This is a genomic window from Streptococcus oralis (genome assembly GCF_003943385.1).
Taxonomy (GTDB): Bacteria; Bacillota; Bacilli; order Lactobacillales; family Streptococcaceae; genus Streptococcus; species Streptococcus oralis_CA.
In genome coordinates, this window is the sequence record NZ_RJPI01000003.1 from 147,958 (window position 1) to 164,462 (window position 16,505).

General features: G+C 42.9%; 15 protein-coding genes and 1 pseudogene. 2 read left to right on the forward strand and 14 right to left on the reverse strand.

What is annotated here, in order from left to right:
- The first annotated feature begins 61 nt into the window (after window positions 1-61).
- Window positions 62-1,510, forward strand: coding sequence for an alpha-amylase (locus D8803_RS03655; protein WP_131200280.1), 1,449 nt, complete (start codon window positions 62-64; stop codon window positions 1,508-1,510).
- 90 nt (window positions 1,511-1,600) lie between these two features.
- Here the strand turns inward: D8803_RS03655 and alaS are convergent, their stop codons facing one another.
- From alaS to budA, 10 genes and pseudogenes are all read right to left on the reverse strand, one after another.
- A complete protein-coding gene (gene alaS, locus D8803_RS03660; RefSeq protein ID WP_131200281.1) occupies window positions 1,601-4,219 on the reverse strand; it encodes an alanine--tRNA ligase in 2,619 nt (872 codons plus the stop codon).
- 21 nt (window positions 4,220-4,240) lie between these two features.
- Window positions 4,241-4,726, reverse strand: coding sequence for an LURP-one-related/scramblase family protein (locus D8803_RS03665; protein ID WP_131200282.1), 486 nt, complete (start codon window positions 4,724-4,726; stop codon window positions 4,241-4,243).
- 274 nt (window positions 4,727-5,000) lie between these two features.
- Window positions 5,001-5,252, reverse strand: a pseudogene (locus D8803_RS09785) (hypothetical protein).
- Window positions 5,253-5,401: 149 nt separating this feature from the next.
- Window positions 5,402-6,472, reverse strand: a complete 1,071-nt coding sequence (locus D8803_RS03675) for an ABC transporter substrate-binding protein (RefSeq protein WP_131200283.1) — start codon at window positions 6,470-6,472, stop codon at window positions 5,402-5,404.
- The gene (locus tag D8803_RS03680) at window positions 6,469-7,242 is read right to left on the reverse strand and encodes an ABC transporter permease (protein WP_038806008.1); all 774 of its coding nucleotides are present in this window, start codon (window positions 7,240-7,242) and stop codon (window positions 6,469-6,471) included. The genes D8803_RS03675 and D8803_RS03680 overlap by 4 nt, the downstream gene beginning before the upstream one ends.
- Window positions 7,239-8,045, reverse strand: coding sequence for an ABC transporter permease (locus D8803_RS03685; RefSeq protein ID WP_125424653.1), 807 nt, complete (start codon window positions 8,043-8,045; stop codon window positions 7,239-7,241). Before D8803_RS03685 ends, D8803_RS03680 begins: the two co-directional genes overlap by 4 nt.
- Window positions 8,026-9,183 (reverse strand): ABC transporter ATP-binding protein, encoded by a 1,158-nt coding sequence (locus tag D8803_RS03690; protein ID WP_084975022.1) that lies wholly within the window; start codon window positions 9,181-9,183, stop codon window positions 8,026-8,028. Before D8803_RS03690 ends, D8803_RS03685 begins: the two co-directional genes overlap by 20 nt.
- Window positions 9,184-9,341: 158 nt before the next feature.
- A complete protein-coding gene (murB, locus tag D8803_RS03695; protein ID WP_169446276.1) occupies window positions 9,342-10,247 on the reverse strand; it encodes a UDP-N-acetylmuramate dehydrogenase in 906 nt (301 codons plus the stop codon).
- Window positions 10,248-10,358: 111 nt separating this feature from the next.
- Complete coding sequence (locus D8803_RS03700) at window positions 10,359-11,114, reverse strand: YhfC family intramembrane metalloprotease (RefSeq protein WP_131200284.1); 756 nt, start codon at window positions 11,112-11,114, stop codon at window positions 10,359-10,361.
- 9 nt (window positions 11,115-11,123) lie between these two features.
- On the reverse strand, window positions 11,124-11,855 hold the full coding sequence (gene budA, locus D8803_RS03705) for an acetolactate decarboxylase (RefSeq protein WP_131200285.1): 732 nt from the start codon (window positions 11,853-11,855) through the stop codon (window positions 11,124-11,126).
- A gap of 145 nt (window positions 11,856-12,000) precedes the next feature.
- On the opposite strand from budA, the gene D8803_RS03710 reads away from it, so the two are divergent.
- Window positions 12,001-13,272, forward strand: a complete 1,272-nt coding sequence (locus D8803_RS03710) for a PLP-dependent aminotransferase family protein (RefSeq protein ID WP_131200286.1) — start codon at window positions 12,001-12,003, stop codon at window positions 13,270-13,272.
- Between the two features lie 20 nt (window positions 13,273-13,292).
- Here D8803_RS03710 and D8803_RS03715 read toward each other — a convergent pair whose 3' ends face one another.
- From D8803_RS03715 to pstB (D8803_RS03730), 4 genes are all read right to left on the reverse strand, one after another.
- Window positions 13,293-14,108 (reverse strand): ABC transporter substrate-binding protein, encoded by an 816-nt coding sequence (locus D8803_RS03715; RefSeq protein ID WP_131200287.1) that lies wholly within the window; start codon window positions 14,106-14,108, stop codon window positions 13,293-13,295.
- A gap of 157 nt (window positions 14,109-14,265) precedes the next feature.
- The gene (gene phoU, locus D8803_RS03720) at window positions 14,266-14,919 is read right to left on the reverse strand and encodes a phosphate signaling complex protein PhoU (RefSeq protein ID WP_000946469.1); all 654 of its coding nucleotides are present in this window, start codon (window positions 14,917-14,919) and stop codon (window positions 14,266-14,268) included.
- Window positions 14,920-14,930: 11 nt separating this feature from the next.
- Complete coding sequence (gene pstB, locus D8803_RS03725) at window positions 14,931-15,689, reverse strand: phosphate ABC transporter ATP-binding protein PstB (RefSeq protein WP_001287329.1); 759 nt, start codon at window positions 15,687-15,689, stop codon at window positions 14,931-14,933.
- A 12-nt stretch (window positions 15,690-15,701) separates the two neighbouring features.
- Window positions 15,702-16,505, reverse strand: coding sequence for a phosphate ABC transporter ATP-binding protein PstB (gene pstB, locus D8803_RS03730; protein WP_131200288.1), 804 nt, complete (start codon window positions 16,503-16,505; stop codon window positions 15,702-15,704).

A 16,505-nucleotide genomic window follows, 5' to 3' on the forward strand; every position in this document is an offset into this window, starting at 1 on the left:
TGCGTAGTTTTGGACTTTATGGTAGAATATAACACATCATTGATAAGTAAGAGGAAAAACAATGCAAAATCAGACACTTATGCAATACTTTGAGTGGTATCTGCCCCACGACGGACAACACTGGACACGATTGGCAGATGACGCAGAACACCTAGCAAATCTCGGTATCAGTCATGTCTGGATGCCACCTGCCTTCAAGGCAACCAATGAAAAAGATGTTGGCTATGGCGTTTATGATCTTTTTGATCTGGGTGAATTTAACCAAAAAGGGACTGTTCGTACTAAGTATGGTTTTAAGGAAGATTATCTCCAAACGATTCAGACTCTCAAGGATCACGGAATCCAACCAATGGCTGACATCGTTCTTAATCACAAGGCTGCAGCAGATAAATTAGAAGCCTTTCAAGTTATCGAAGTCGATCCCGAGGACCGTACAGTTCAATTAAGTGAGCCCTTTACTATCAACGGATGGACCCACTTCACTTTTGATGGACGTCAGAAAACCTATAATGACTTTGAATGGCACTGGTACCACTTTACAGGTACAGACTACGATGCCAAACGCCGTAAGTCTGGCATTTACCTAATCCAAGGAGACAATAAAGGTTGGGCAAATGAGGAATTGGTGGATAACGAAAACGGCAACTACGACTACCTCATGTACGCTGACCTGGACTTTAAACACCCTGAAGTCATCCAAAATATCTATGACTGGGCTGACTGGTTCATGGAAACAACTGGTGTGGCAGGATTCCGCTTGGATGCCGTTAAACACATTGACTCCTTCTTTATGGGCAATTTTATCCGAGATATGAAGGAAAAATACGGTGAAGATTTCTATGTTTTTGGTGAGTTTTGGAATCCAGACAAGGAAGCTAACCTAGACTATCTCGAGAAAATAGAAGAACGTTTTGACCTTGTCGATGTTCGTCTCCACCAAAACCTCTTTGAAGCCAGTCAAGCTGGATCAAGCTACGACCTTCGTAGTATTTTTAACGATAGTTTAGTGGAAATCAAACCTGATAAGGCTGTCACTTTCGTGGACAATCATGATACTCAAAGAGGACAGGCACTTGAATCAACCGTCCAAGAATGGTTTAAACCTGCAGCCTACGCCCTCATCCTTCTTCGTGAGCAAGGCCTTCCATGTGTCTTTTATGGAGACTATTACGGCATTTCAGGGCAATATGCCCAAGAAGATTTCAAAGAAGTTCTTGACCATCTCCTAGTCATCCGAAAAGACTTGGCTTATGGAGAGCAAACAGACTACTTTGATGATGCCAACTGTATCGGATGGGTTCGTTCAGGTGCTGAAAAACAATCACCAATCGCTGTCCTTATCTCAAACGACCAAGAAAACAGCAAGTCCATGTTTGTCGGTCAAGAATGGGCTGGCCAAACCTTTGTTGATCTCCTTGAAAGTCATTCAGCACAAGTCACTATCAATGCTGACGGTTATGGAGAATTTCCAGTAGCAGCAGGTTCAGTCAGTGTCTGGGCAGTTAAATAAATCTATCAGTTACAAGCCAAATCCAACCAGATTTGGCTTTTTTGTGTATGCAAAAAGATCTACCCAAGTGGATAGATCCTAAATGTTTTCTTACAATTTACCTGCTACGGCATCCAATAATTCTTGGATCTTCGCTTGGTTGCTTCCTCCTGCCATGGCCATGTCTGCTTTACCACCACCACGTCCATCGACGATTGGAGCCAATTCTTTAACCAAGTTACCTGCGTGGATGTCTTTTGTCTTGCTGGCTACAAGAAGGTTGACCTTGTCACCGATTGTTGCGACAAGAACAAGCACATCAGAGTAGTCTTTTTGCTTCCAGTTATCCGCAAAGGTACGAAGGGCACCTGCATCTGATACAGAAACTTGACTAGCAATGTAACGGTGTCCGTTTGCTTCTTGAACATTCTTGAAGACATCACCTGCTGCTGCGGCTGCCGCTTTTTCCTTCAATTCAGCATTTTCTTTTTGCAATTGACGGAGTTGCTCTTGAAGTCCTTCGACTTTGTGAGGTACTTCTTTGAGTTGAGGGGCTTTCAAGGTTGCTGCGACTGCTTTCAGTGCATCTTCTTGTTCACGATAAGCTCCAAAGGCTTCCTTACCAGTCACTGCCAAGATACGACGAGTTCCTGATCCGATCCCTTCTTCCTTGACAATCTTGAAGAGGCCAATTTCAGAAGTGTTGCCAACGTGGGTACCACCACAGAGTTCCACAGAGTAGTCACCGATAGTCACAACACGGACTTCCTTGCCATACTTCTCACCAAAGAGGGCCATAGCTCCCATTTCCTTAGCTGTGTCAATATCTGTCTCAACTGTCTTAACTGCAATTGCTTCCCAAATTTTCTCATTGACTTGTTGTTCAATGGCGCGCAACTCTTCAGGAGTTACGGCTTGGAAATGCGTGAAGTCAAAGCGGAGGAATTCTACTTCATTAAGAGATCCTGCTTGAGTCGCATGGTGACCAAGGATATTGTGAAGAGCCGCATGGAGCAAGTGAGTCGCTGTGTGGTTCTTCATGACACGATGACGACGATTGGTATCAATTGCCAAAGTGTATTCTTGGTTCAAAGCAAGAGGAGCAAGAACTTCAACGGTATGGAGTGGTTGTCCATTTGGTGCTTTTTGAACATCTGTCACAGTAGCCACAAGGTTTCCTGCAGCATCCAAGATTTGACCATGGTCAGCTACTTGTCCACCCATTTCAGCGTAGAATGGAGTCTCTGCAAAGATCAGAGAGGCAGTTCCTTCAGAAACAGCTTCTACTTCAGCGTTTTCAGCTACGATAGCCACCAACTTAGAAGGCAATTGACTAGCATTGTAGTTGAAGACACTTTCCACTGTAATGTTTTGGAGGGTTTCATTTTGCATTCCCATTGAGCCACCCTTAACAGCAGACGCACGCGCACGTTCTTGCTGCTCTTTCATGGCTGCTTCAAAATTTTCACGGTCTACAGTCATCCCAGCTTCTTCAGCAATTTCTTCTGTCAATTCAACTGGGAATCCATATGTGTCGTAGAGTTTGAAGACATCTTGCCCCGCGATAACGTTTTGACCTTTCGCTTTCAAATCAGCTACAATGGTTTCTGCAAAGTGTTGACCTGAATGAAGGGTACGGGCAAATGACTCTTCCTCGTTCTTCACAATTTTTTCAATAAAGTCCCGTTTTTCAAGCACTTCTGGGTAGTAGCTTTCCATGATTTTTCCAACAGTTGGAACGAGTTTGTAAAGGAAAGGCTCATTGATACCCAATTTTTGGCCGTGCATAGAAGCACGACGGAGAAGACGACGAAGGACATAACCACGACCTTCATTTCCTGGAAGGGCACCATCACCGATGGCAAATGACAAAGAACGAATATGGTCCGCAATGACCTTAAAGCTCATGTTGTCGCCATCTTGGTCGTAGACCTTACCTGACAATTTCTCAACTTCACGAATGATCGGCATGAAGAGGTCAGTTTCAAAGTTTGTCTTAGCCCCTTGGATAACAGCCACCAAACGCTCCAAACCAGCGCCCGTATCAATGTTCTTGTGTGGCAATTCCTTGTACTCGCTACGAGGAACAGCAGGGTCAGCGTTAAATTGTGACAAAACGATGTTCCAGATTTCGATATAACGGTCGTTTTCGATATCTTCTGCAAGCAGGCGAATACCGATATTTTCTGGATCAAATGCTTCTCCACGGTCAAAGAAAATCTCTGTATCAGGTCCAGAAGGCCCCGCACCGATTTCCCAGAAGTTATCCTCAATTGGAATCAAGTGGCTTGGATCCACTCCTACTTCAATCCAGCGGTTGTAAGAATCCTTATCTTCAGGATAGTAGGTCATATAAAGTTTTTCAGCTGGGAAATCGAACCATTCTGGACTTGTCAAAAGCTCGTAAGCCCAAGTGATGGCTTCGTCACGGAAGTAATCACCGATAGAGAAGTTCCCCAACATTTCAAACATGGTATGGTGACGCGCAGTCTTCCCTACGTTTTCGATGTCGTTAGTACGGATGGCTTTTTGCGCATTGGTAATACGTGGATTTTCAGGAATGATGGTTCCGTCAAAGTATTTCTTAAGAGTTGCTACCCCAGAGTTGATCCACAAAAGAGTTGGGTCGTTTACTGGAACCAAGCTCACTGATGGTTCTACAGAGTGGCCTTTACTTGCCCAGAAATCTAGCCACATTTGGCGAACTTGAGCACTAGATAGTTGTTTCATAATATCTCCTTATTTACTTGTTTAATTTGATTGGCTTTCCAGCATCTCCACATAGTCAATCGCGACACAGAGGGAAATGACCAAATCTGCATACGAGTCTTCATAGACGGTTACGTTGTAAGTTGAGGTCAAATGGAAAATCTCTTTCCGAATCTCGGCAATCACTTGGTCGCGGTCATCCAGCAATTTGAAATTCAAATCCCAGATATTGCCCTCGATACGAAGCCCTAGATCATCAAACTCATACTTATCTCGAAAGAAAGTCAACTTCTTACGAATGACGAAACTGGAACCGTTTCGTAACTGGATAGTAAAGCGAGGAAGCAAAGTGAAAAATTCTTTACTAATCTCACTGACTTGCTCACCATAGGCATCATAGATGGTAAAGGTCTTAGGAATTTGGAAAAAAGAGCCCTCCACCTGATAGTTCACTACTCCTCTGTCATCCTTGATATCAAAACGTTCGCCTCCAAGACGAAATTTTTGTTTCACGAGAAATGTCTTCATAAACACCTCCAAAAATCAAAAGACAAGTTCACATCACGAAGGGCGAAAAACCGCGGTACCACCTTCATTCAATGAACTTGTCATTCTCTTGTTCTTATGCAATTGTGTGATTGAGTAGCATGACTTCCTACCTTAGATGGCTCGCAGCACCGCCATTTCTCTGGACTAAGATGACTGAAAATCAATTCTCAACTTTATTATTATATCGTTTTTTGGGTTCTGCGTCAACTGGAAATCATCTCCATTGAATCAGACCAATTCCCTACATCTCCAATTACTTTTTCAGGATATATTTTTTCTTACTACCATTTTTCTTTTTATCCCAACTTTTATCCCAAGTTTTCGAATTGCTATACATAAATACGAAAATATTTGCAAATATAAAGTAACCTATCACCAAATGTATGGAATCAGTTGTTAGGTATTATCGATCCAAGCCGTCCTTTAAATGGAATAGTATAATTGTTTCGTTAACAATCAAAAAGGTTGGCCAATAACTTTTTTTGAAAAAAGTAGACAGTTTCATTATTTGTTTCCGCTTTCTGTAAGGTTAAGCTTAGTATACTACTAGACAAGCAAATAAGCAACTAGAATAGAAAAAGATAAGGCTGTAAAAGTTAACTTCTATTAAGAAAACGAACCAGCTTGACTGATTCGTTTCATAACTGCTAACTCCTACTTCCGATACATTTTAAACTGTAGGAAGAGGTCGCTATATTTGCCTGTCCATTTATGGTCAAACTTCTCATAAACTTCTAGGTTTTTCATGGTATCAGCGTCTGGATAGAAGGATTTGTCTTCCTTGGTTTCCTCTGGGAGCAGTTCCTTGGCTGTGTTATTTGGTGTTGCATAGCCGACATACTCGGCATTTTTCAGAGCATTGTCGGGTTTCAACATAAAGTTGATAAAGGCGTAGGCTGCATCTTGATTTTTCACGGTTTTTGGAATGACCATATTATCAAACCAGAGATTGCTGGCCTCAGTCGGAACGACATACTTGAGGTTAGGATTTTTCTCCAACATCTGGCTGGCTTCCCCAGAGAAGGTCACGCCGATGGCCGCATTGTTCTGAATCATGTAACCCTTCATCTCGTCGGCAACGATGGCCTTGATATTTGGAGTCAGTTTGTAGAGCTTATCCACTGTCTCTTCCAACTGCTGAGGATCCTTAGAGTTGAGACTGTAACCAAGTGAGTTAAGCCCGAGTCCCAGCACCTCACGCGCCCCATCAAAGAGCATGATGGAATCCTTGTATTCTGGTTTCCAGAGGTCATCCCAATGCTCAGGCGCCTCATCTACCATGGTTTCATTGTAGACAATTCCCAAGGTCCCCCAGAAGTAAGGGATGGAGAATTTATTGCCTGGATCAAAGGACTGGTTGAGAAACTCTGGTCCGATATTTTCGATTCCTTCAATTTTTGAATAATCAAGTGGAATCAAGAGATCTTCGTCCTTCATCTTGTTGATCATGTACTCACTTGGAATAGCAATATCGTAGGTTGTTCCGCCTTGCTTGATCTTAGTGTACATGGCTTCGTTGGAGTCAAAGGTTTCATACTGGACTTGGATCCCTGTTTCTTCTGTGAATTGCTCCAAGAGTTCAGGATCAATGTAGTCTCCCCAGTTGTAGATAACCAGTTTTTGACTATCTCGACTATTGATTTTACTATCTAAATGCGTCGCAATTCCCCACAAGACAAGGATAATCGCTGCAATTCCTACTAAAAATGAATAGAGTTTTTTCATGCTTGCTCCTCCTTCTCACGTGAGATAAAGTAATAGCCTACAACTAGGATAATACTAAAGAGAAAGACGAGTGCAGACAGGGCATTGATTTCTAGCGAAATCCCTTTACGAGCTCGAGAGTAGATCTCAACTGACAGGGTTGAAAAGCCATTTCCCGTTACAAAGAAGGTCACGGCAAAGTCATCCAGCGAATAGGTAAAGGCCATGAAATAACCTGCGATGATAGACGGTGTTAGATATGGCAACATAATTTCCTTGAACATTTGAAACTGGCTGGCACCTAAGTCATAAGCAGCGTGAATCATGTCTCCATTCATCTCCTTGAGACGAGGCAAGACCATCAAAACCACGATAGGGATGGAAAAGGCCACGTGACTAGATAGAACCGTCAAAAAGCCAAGTGAAAACTTCAGCTGGGTAAAGAGAATCAAGAAGCTGGCACCAATCATAACGTCAGGCGCAACCATGAGGATATTATTGAGTGATAAAAAGGCTTCTTGGTATTTCTTACGAGACTGGTAGATATAGATGGCACCGAAAGTACCGATAATGGTCGCTATCAAGGCTGATAAAAAGGCCAAGAAGAAGGTCTGGGTGAGGATCAACATGAGACGACCATCACCAAACATGGTTTTAAAATGGCTCAAGCTAAAACCAGTAAAGCTGTTCATATCATCGCCAGCATTAAAGGCATAGCCAATCAAGTAAAAGATTGGCAAATATAGGATGATGAAGACAAAGGCTAGGTAGAGATTGGCAAATTTTTTCATCGTTCTCTCCTTTCCTTAGTCACCCACATGGTGATGAACATAGTCAGGATGAGGATCACACCAATGGTAGAACCCATACCGTAGTTGTCATTGGTCAGGAAGTTCTGCTCGATAGCCGTTCCCAAGGTAATAACGCGGTTCCCACCAATCAAACGGGTCAACATGAAGAGACTCAAGCTAGGGATAAAGACCGACTGAACCCCACTTCTCACTCCGTTCATAGACAGAGGGAAGATGACATGGCGGAAGGTCTCCCACTTGGTCGCACCGAGGTCATAGCTGGCATTGATAAGATTGTTATCCATATCGTCCAAGACATTGAAGATCGGCAAAATCATAAAGGGAAGCTCGATATAGCTTGCTACAAAGATAAAGGAGAAATCCGTAAAGAGCAACTGCTGCGAACCGATTCCGATGAATTCCAAGAATTGGTTAATAGAGCCATCTTGACCAAAAATCCCGATAAAGGCATAGGCCTTGAGGAGCAGGTTGATCCATGTTGGCAGGATAATCAGCATGAGCCAGAGCTGACGGTGCTTGAGACGAGTCAAAAAGAGGGCTGTCGGATAGCTGATGAGAAGCGTCACCATGGTTACAATCCCCGCATAGAGCACAGAGTTGAAGCTCATCTTAAGGTAGGTTAAGTTTTGTGACGCAAAGTAAGATTTATAGTTTTCTAAACTGAACTGGCCTTCAATGTTGAAAAAGGATTGACCGAAAATCAAGACCAAGGGTGCGAGGACAAAGAGGGCAATCCAAAGCATGTAGGGCACTACAAAGAGTTTAGAGGTTGTTTTCTTCATCTCTTTCCTCCTCAATCGCGTTAATCAGACCTGCTTCTTGCTCTTCGATTTCTACATACTCCTCGATACGAGCATCAAACTCTTCTTCAGTTTCGTTAAGACGCATGATGTGGATGTCTTCTGGTTCAAAGTCCAGACCGATTTCCTCACCCACAATGGCCTTACGAGTCGAGTGGATCATCCATTCATTTCCGAGTTCATCATAGGCGATAATCTCGTAGTGAACCCCACGGAAAAGCTGGGTATCAACCTTAACTTGGAGCTTGCCTTCTTCAGGAAGGGTAATGCGCAAGTCTTCTGGACGAATGACAACCTCAACAGGCTCATTTGGCTTCATCCCCCCGTCGACCGCTTCAAAGCGTTTGCCATTGAACTCGACCAAGTAGTCCTCAATCATGTTTCCTGGCAAGATGTTGGACTCACCGATAAAGGTGGCAACAAAGTGGTTGATCGGCTCATCGTAGATGTCCACAGGCGTTCCAGACTGAACAATCTCGCCATCATTCATAACAAAAATCCAGTCACTCATAGCCAAGGCTTCCTCCTGATCGTGAGTGACAAAGACAAAGGTAATCCCCAATCGTTGTTGCAGTTCACGCAGTTCGTACTGCATGTCTGTTCGCAACTTCAAATCCAGCGCTGACAAGGGCTCATCCAACAAAACCACACGAGGTTGGTTGATAATAGCACGGGCAATGGCCACACGCTGACGTTGTCCTCCAGAGAGTTTACGGATGGAACGTTTTTCATAACCTTCCAACTGAACCATCTTGAGAACTTCCGCTACGCGTTGCTCAATTTCTTTCTTGTCGATTTTACGTAAGCGGAGCGGAAAGGCAACATTTTCAAACACATTCATATGTGGAAACAAGGCATAGGATTGGAAGACCGTATGGACGTCTCGCTTGTTGGTTGGAATGTCGTTGATCCGTACCCCATCCAACAAAATATCTCCTGTCGTCGCATCCAGTAAACCTGCAATAATATTCAGGATAGTTGATTTCCCAGAACCAGATGCGCCTAAAAGAGTATAGAATTTCCCCTCTTCCAACTCAAAGTTAATATCTTTGAGAACCTTGGTGTTGCTGTCTTCAAAAACTTTAGAGACGTTTTTGAATTCGATAATTGGTTTTTTCAATTGGCATAAATTCCTTCTTTTTCATAAATTAACAGATCAGGGCTCTGTCAGGCCGCCACTACCTCTTGCAGGGAGTAAAACCACCTGCATATATCTTCGCTACCGATAGGCTTTCACCCCCTTTCCATTGACATAGCAGCAGCTATTCTGGTGAAACCTTACTCCTTCTCACCCAGGATTCGGACTTCCCTCTCAAGGGTGACGCCTGAATGTTCCTTTACCTTTTCAATAACAGATTGAATCAAGTCCTCGTAGTCTTTAGCTGTTCCGTTAGCAACATTGATCATGAAACCAGCGTGCTTTTCAGATACTTCAACACCACCGATACGATAGCCTTTCAATCCAGCCTCTGAAATCAACTGACCTGCAAAATGCCCCACTGGACGCTTAAAGACTGAACCACAAGATGGGTATTCTAGAGGTTGTTTGAGTTCACGGAGATGCGTCAAGCGATCCATTTCCTGTTTGATAGCCTGATGATTTCCTGGAGCTAGGGCAAATTTAGCTGACAAGACAATGGCCCCAGAATCCTGAATAGCTGAATGGCGGTAACCAAAAGCCAAATCCTTGGCTGACAAGGTTTCGATTTCCCCTTCCTTGGTCAGAATCTTACAAGACTGCAAGATGTGAGCAATCTCTCCTCCATAGGCACCCGCATTCATAAATACAGCGCCACCTACGCTCCCTGGAATCCCGCAAGCAAACTCAAAACCAGTCAAACTATGACGAAGGGCAATGCGTGTTGTTTCAATCAAGTTAGCACCAGCTTCTGCTTCAATAGTGTAACCATCAACTGAAACGTTATTGAGTTTGTCACACAAGATAACAAAACCACGGATTCCACCTTCACGAACGATGATATTGCTGGCATTTCCTAGCACCATCCAAGGAATATTCTCCTGATTGGCAAATTGGACAACACGCGCCATCTCATAGCGATTGCGTGGCAAAACTAGATAATCCGCTCGACCTCCTACCTTGGTATAGGTATAAGTCTTCAAGGGTTCCTTAAAACGAATATCGATTCCTTCTAATTGTTCTTGTATTTTAGTTACGAATGTCATATCTCTCATCCTTTTGTAAAGTCATTTCATTATACCATTTTTAAGGGCTTTTGACGACAGGAAAATTCTTGGTGTCAAAGCATTGCGTTAAAAAAAGAGGTTTCCCTCTTTTTATGATGATTTTTTCCAAAATGTAGATTTTGTCAGCCAGATAAAGACTAAAAGTTCTACGAGAAGAATAAACTCAACTAGAAGCGGATTTGCAATCCATCCCACCTGAGATAAGGCTGGAGCCAAGTCAAACAAGGCATGCAAACCATAGGCAGCAACTAGGTAGATCCATTTCTTTTGGCTAACACTTTGATAAACCCAGATGGAAAGACCGATTTGGAGAACCAAGGCAAGTACGCGCTCAACTCCTAGCAAATAAACCTGCCAAACAGAAAGAGACTGGACCGTTTCGAGTGTAGACTGTGGAAGGAGATTGGCTACATCAGTATTTGAAGTCTGGATGAGTGAAAAGAGAATCAAAAGACTGATCAAGCTTCCCATTCCGAGATAGAGCATCTCCAAGCCCCCATGTCCCAAACCATAAGCCAAAGCATCTCTATCTTCTAGACTTCTCTTTTTCTCCAACCATTTAAAAAAGACAAGGCGGGCAGTTTCCTCAAAGAGTGCTGCCATGGCGATCGCGTAAAGAACGTATAGGAAGGGTTGCTCTTGCATGAGCGAAATCGTTCCGTCTTTTTGCGGTTGAAGAACTAGGAAGTGGACCATCTTCTCTAACACTTGAGAAGAAACGAAAAATGCGATTGCCCCCAAGCCCATCACTGCAAGAGAAATCTTAAAGCGTTTTTTGGCGTACCAAGTCCCACCCACTAGGACTAAAACCAAAGCGATCATAGTAAGGATAATATGTAGTGTCATCTTCTTCTCCTATTCTGACTTGTCAATGTCTTTCTTCATCTCGTCAACATTAAATTTAGCAAATAAATACTGGCGATCTTGGACTGGAAAACGTTGGTCCAATTGGTCAACTGCTCCCACCTCAATCATTCCTTCTTTGATAACAAAGTCCATCACATGCCCACCAAAAGTCAAATCATCTGAGATAAAGTGCAAATGGTAACCCGCCACACTGACCCCATGGAAAATCTCCGGTGTCCAAAATCCAACAATGGTTCCCGATACATTTTCACGACTATATTCAGGCTGATGGGTAGCAACCTCAGCAAACTTGGTGTCAGGTGTGGATTTGGGAATCATCCGTACATGCATGTGGGCGAATTCCCCATGAATCTTGATGGATCGAAAGAGATTTTCCCCATCATAGTAGGACTCAATCCGCTTTTCTAATTCCTTGTCCGTCATCTCAAAGCGCTGGCGGAAAATCACTTCTGCCTGATGAGGGACCACTGCTGCATAAGGGATAAGGGCATCAGGTGCAACTTCTACAATTTCAGGTTGCTCCCCTGAACCTTTAGCTTGATAAGCCTTGCCATCAAGGACAATCAACTCCCCATCAATCGAATCAAGGGTTCCCAAACCAAGGTCGCCATGTTCCAACAATTCTCCCACTGTCATAGTTCCACCATAGAGACCAGCCATTAGGGCACCTAGAGTATTGTATTGAAATAATTTTACCGGTTCCTGCACTTTTCTATCCATTCTCTTTCTTATCTTCTTTTCAATGAATCATCATACTTTCTAAGTATACCACATTTGCTCCTAGTTGTGAAAGGGAGAAATACTTTTCCCATTGCCAAGTAGGCAAAAAAAAGGTACAATGTAACAAAATCAAGGGAGGTCTGGAATGAAGAAAGAAAGTAAATACCAAGCAGTCGTTTCCTTTCTCAAAAAAGGTATCGAATCAGGAAAATTTCCAACAGGTAGCCGGCTTCCCTCCATCCGTCAACTGAGCCAAGACTTCCACTGTAGCAAGGACACTATCCAACGAGCCCTGCTGGAATTACGCCATGAACAATACCTCTATGCCAAACCCCAAAGTGGCTACTATGTTCTGGAACAAGGACAGCACCAAGACTTGGAAATCGAAGTCACTGACGAACATGCCAGTGCCTATGACGACTTCCGACTCTGCGTCAACGAAACCCTGATAGGCCGAGAAAACTACCTATTCAACTACTATGAAAGCCAAGAAGGCCTTGAGGAACTCAGACAATCTGTCCATCAACTCCTCTTTGACCAAGCCCTCTACTGTAAACCCGATCAACTGGTTCTAACTTCTGGCACCCAGCAAGCTCTCTTTATCCTTTCTCAGATTAACTTTCCGAGCGAGGGAGCTGAGATTTTGGTCGAACAGCCGACCTACCACCGGATGAATCGTCTCTTGGTCGCTCAAGGATTAGCCTACCAGACCATTGAACGCCGAATTGATGGCATCAACCTTGAAGAACTGGAAAAACAATTCAAATCTGGGAAAATCAAGTTTTTCTATACCATTCCTCGCTTCCACTATCCCCTAGGTCATTCCTATTCTGATCAGGAAAAAAGGGCTATTCTGGATCTAGCAAACCAGTATGGTGTTTACATCGTAGAGGATGACTATTTAGGGGACCTAGATCCTAGAAAGGGCCAAACCTTCCACTATCTGGATACTGAGGATCGGGTCATTTATATCAAATCCTTCTCAACCAGTCTCTTTCCAGCCCTTCGTATTACCGCTCTCATTCTCCCAAATACCCTAAAAGAGGCATTTGTTTCCTACAAAAATATCCTGGACTATGACAGCAATCTTATCATGCAAAAGGCTCTCTCTCTTTACATCGATAGTCAGTTATTTGAAAAAAATCGACTGGCTCGATTGACCCTTCAAGAGAACTATCAGACTCGGATAAAGGAAGTACTTGAAAAAAACACCTGTCTCTTGCCCCACTATCCTCTACATGATGGCCTTCTGCTTGATTTGAGAAACTATCCTAAGATTGCCAGTTTGAAACACGGCTCACTCAAACTAGACTTTTTTGAGAAGGCTTATTTGGACGCCTGCCCTTATCAGTTTGCCAAAGTCTCTCTCGAAAATTTAGAAGAGCTATTAGAATACATAAAAGCAGAATTGGATTAAAGTCCAACTCTGCTTTCTTTTTATTGTTCAACTTCTGTTAGTTTCGCTGCCTTTTCAAGATAAGTTTGATAGGTTCCGTCATCTTTCAGTTTTTGGATAACCTTATCTACTACTGCTTTCAAGTCTGATTGATCCTTCTTGATAGCAACGGCATTGGCTTCGCCATCTTTCATTGTCAAGTTAACAGATGCAACGACAAGGTCTGAGTTTTTACCTGCGTAGCTAAGAGCAACTGGTTCATCCATATGAACAGCATCCACTTTTCCAGCCTGCAACTCATTGACTGCTTCCCCCATATTGGTCAAGGATGTCAACTGGGCATTTGGCAATTGTTCCTTGACCATGGTTTCTGGCACAGTTCCCTTTTGAGCAGCGATATTGACACTTGCTAGATTTGAGAGATCCTTGTATTTGTCTAAATCGGCTTTTCTAACCAAGAAACTCATCTTGTTTTCATAGTAAGGAATTGAAAAGTCAAAGACTTCCTTTCTCTCATCTGTGGCACTAATTCCTGCAATAGCCAAGTCAGCCTTTCCAGTTTGAAGGCTGGTCAAGACATTGTCAAAACTCATGCTAGAGATTTCAAGTTTAACTCCAAGTTCATCCGCAATCGCTTGAGCCATATCAATATCTGCACCAACCACTTGGTTTTTACCATCTACCAAGGATTGGAATTCAAATGGTGCATAGTCTGGGCTGGTCGCAACGACTAGCTTGCCTTTTTGTTTGATAGTGTCCACAGCAGACTGGGAACTATCTGTTCCTGACTGGCAAGCTACTAAAACCACACTGGCAAGCATGCTACACACAACTAATATCCATTTCTTAAATTTCATAAATAAACGACCTTTCTGTTATTTCTGAATAATTATAACCTATTTGAAAATACTTGTCAACATTTTCAGAATTTTCATTTCAAAAAATTCCTTTTTATTCAAAAATAAAGACTAATCTGAGTTGATTAGCCTTTTTAGTGCATATTTAATCCGTTTCTTATAGTTCGACAATCTTGCCTGTTTCAAAGTAAACAACCCATTCACAGATATTTTTTGCGTAGTCTCCGATACGTTCCAAGAAGGAAATGACCTGGAAGTAATCACGGCCTGTAACGATAGCTTCAGGATTTTTCCTAATTTCTTCTGTAGCCAAATCACGGATGCTATCAAAGTAATGGTTGATTTTTTCGTCCATAGCTGCTACTTCGTAGGCTTGATCCACAGAACCGTTGAGATAGAGATCTAGGGCTGCTTCGACGAAGTTTTTCACGTCGCGTCCCATCTTTTTGATTTCTTCTTCAACAGAAGGGATACGTTGCTCCCCCTTCATACGAATGGTCGCCTCAGCGATAGACACTGCATGATCTCCCATGCGTTCCACGTCTGAAACTGCCTTGAGAACGGTCAAGACGGTACGAAGGTCTTGCGAAACAGGTTGTTGGAGGGCAATCATTTCAAATGATTTTTTTTCCAACTTCACTTCATATTCATTTACTTCTGCATCGTCTTCGATGACTTCTTTTGCCAAATCACGGTCATGCGTGACAAAGGCACGTACTGTACGATTGATTTGTGAAAGCACTTCCTGTCCCATGGCATAGAACTGGTTGTGCAATTTCTCCAAATCTTCTTCAAATTGAGATCGTAACATCTTTCAACTCCTTATCCAAATTTTCCTGTAATATAATCTTCTGTTTCCTTGTTTTGTGGGTCTAGGAACATCTTCTTCGTATCGTTAAACTCGATCAAATCCCCATCTAGGAAAAATCCTGTCTTGTCAGAGATACGAGAGGCTTGTTGCATCGAACGCGTTACCAAGAGCATGGTGTATTTATCCTTCAGACCATACAAGGTTTCCTCAATCTTACCTGCAGAAATAGGATCCAAAGCTGATGTTGGTTCATCTAAGAGGATAATTTTTGGACTGGTTGCTAAGACACGAGCAACACAAACACGTTGTTGTTGTCCACCTGAGAGACCAATGGCCGAATCATGCAAACGATCCTTTACTTCATCCCAGATAGAAGCACGTTGCAAGGCCTTTTCTACTGCTTCATCAAGGACTTGCTTGTCCTTGACTCCATTGATACGTAGCCCATAGACAACATTTTCGTAGATAGACATAGGGAAGGGATTGGGCTGTTGAAAGACCATACCGATTTCCTTACGCAATTCAACCGTATCAGTACGGGGGCTGTAGATATTGTGACCATTATAGACTACTGATCCCGTTGTTGTCACCTCAGGATTTAGATCGCCCATGCGGTTGATGGCCTTGAGTAGGGTGGACTTTCCTGATCCAGAGGGACCAATCAAGGCTGTTATTTCCTTAGGTTGGAAAGAAAGGGAAACACTATTCAAGGCCTTCTTTTTATTGTAATAAACGGACAGGTCTGACACCTGTAAAATCGCTTCTGACATACCGTTTCCTTTCTAACCAAAGTGTCCCGTTACATAGTCATTGGTTGACTGTAACTTAGCATTTTGGAAAATATTGGATGTCTTATCATACTCAATCAAATCACCCAAGTAGAAAAATCCTGTGTAGTCACTTGCACGCGCAGCCTGCTGCATACTGTGGGTAACGATGATGATGGTAAAATCCTTCTTCAATTCCAACATGGTTTCTTCCAGCTGGGCTGTTGCAATCGGATCCAAGGCTGACGCAGGCTCATCCATCAAAAGAATGTCTGGCTTGACAGAGATGGCACGAGCGATACAGAGACGTTGCTGCTGACCACCAGAAAGCATCAAGGCTGATTTGTGGAGGTCGTCTTTGACCTGATCCCAAAGGGCAGCCTGTCTTAGAGAGGTTTCTACAATTTCATCAAGTACTTTCTTGTCCTTAACACCTGCACATTCATGAGCAAAAGTGATGTTGCGATAGATAGACTTGGCAAATGGATTTGGACGTTGGAAGACCATTCCGATATGCTTGCGCATCTCATAGACATTGATTTCTGGGCGATTAACGTCAATCCCTTGGTAGAGGATTTGACCTGTGACCTTGGCAATATCAATGGTATCATTCATCCGATTGAGACTACGAAGATAAGTAGATTTCCCAGATCCAGAAGGACCAATCAAGGCTGTAATTTTATTTTTTTCAAATTGCATATCGATGCCCTTGATGGATTCATTTTTACCGTAGTAAACATGTAAATCCTTGGTAGAGAGGGCCACTTTTTCTTCAGGGAAGGTGATGATATGCTTTTCATCCCAGTTATATTTTGACAT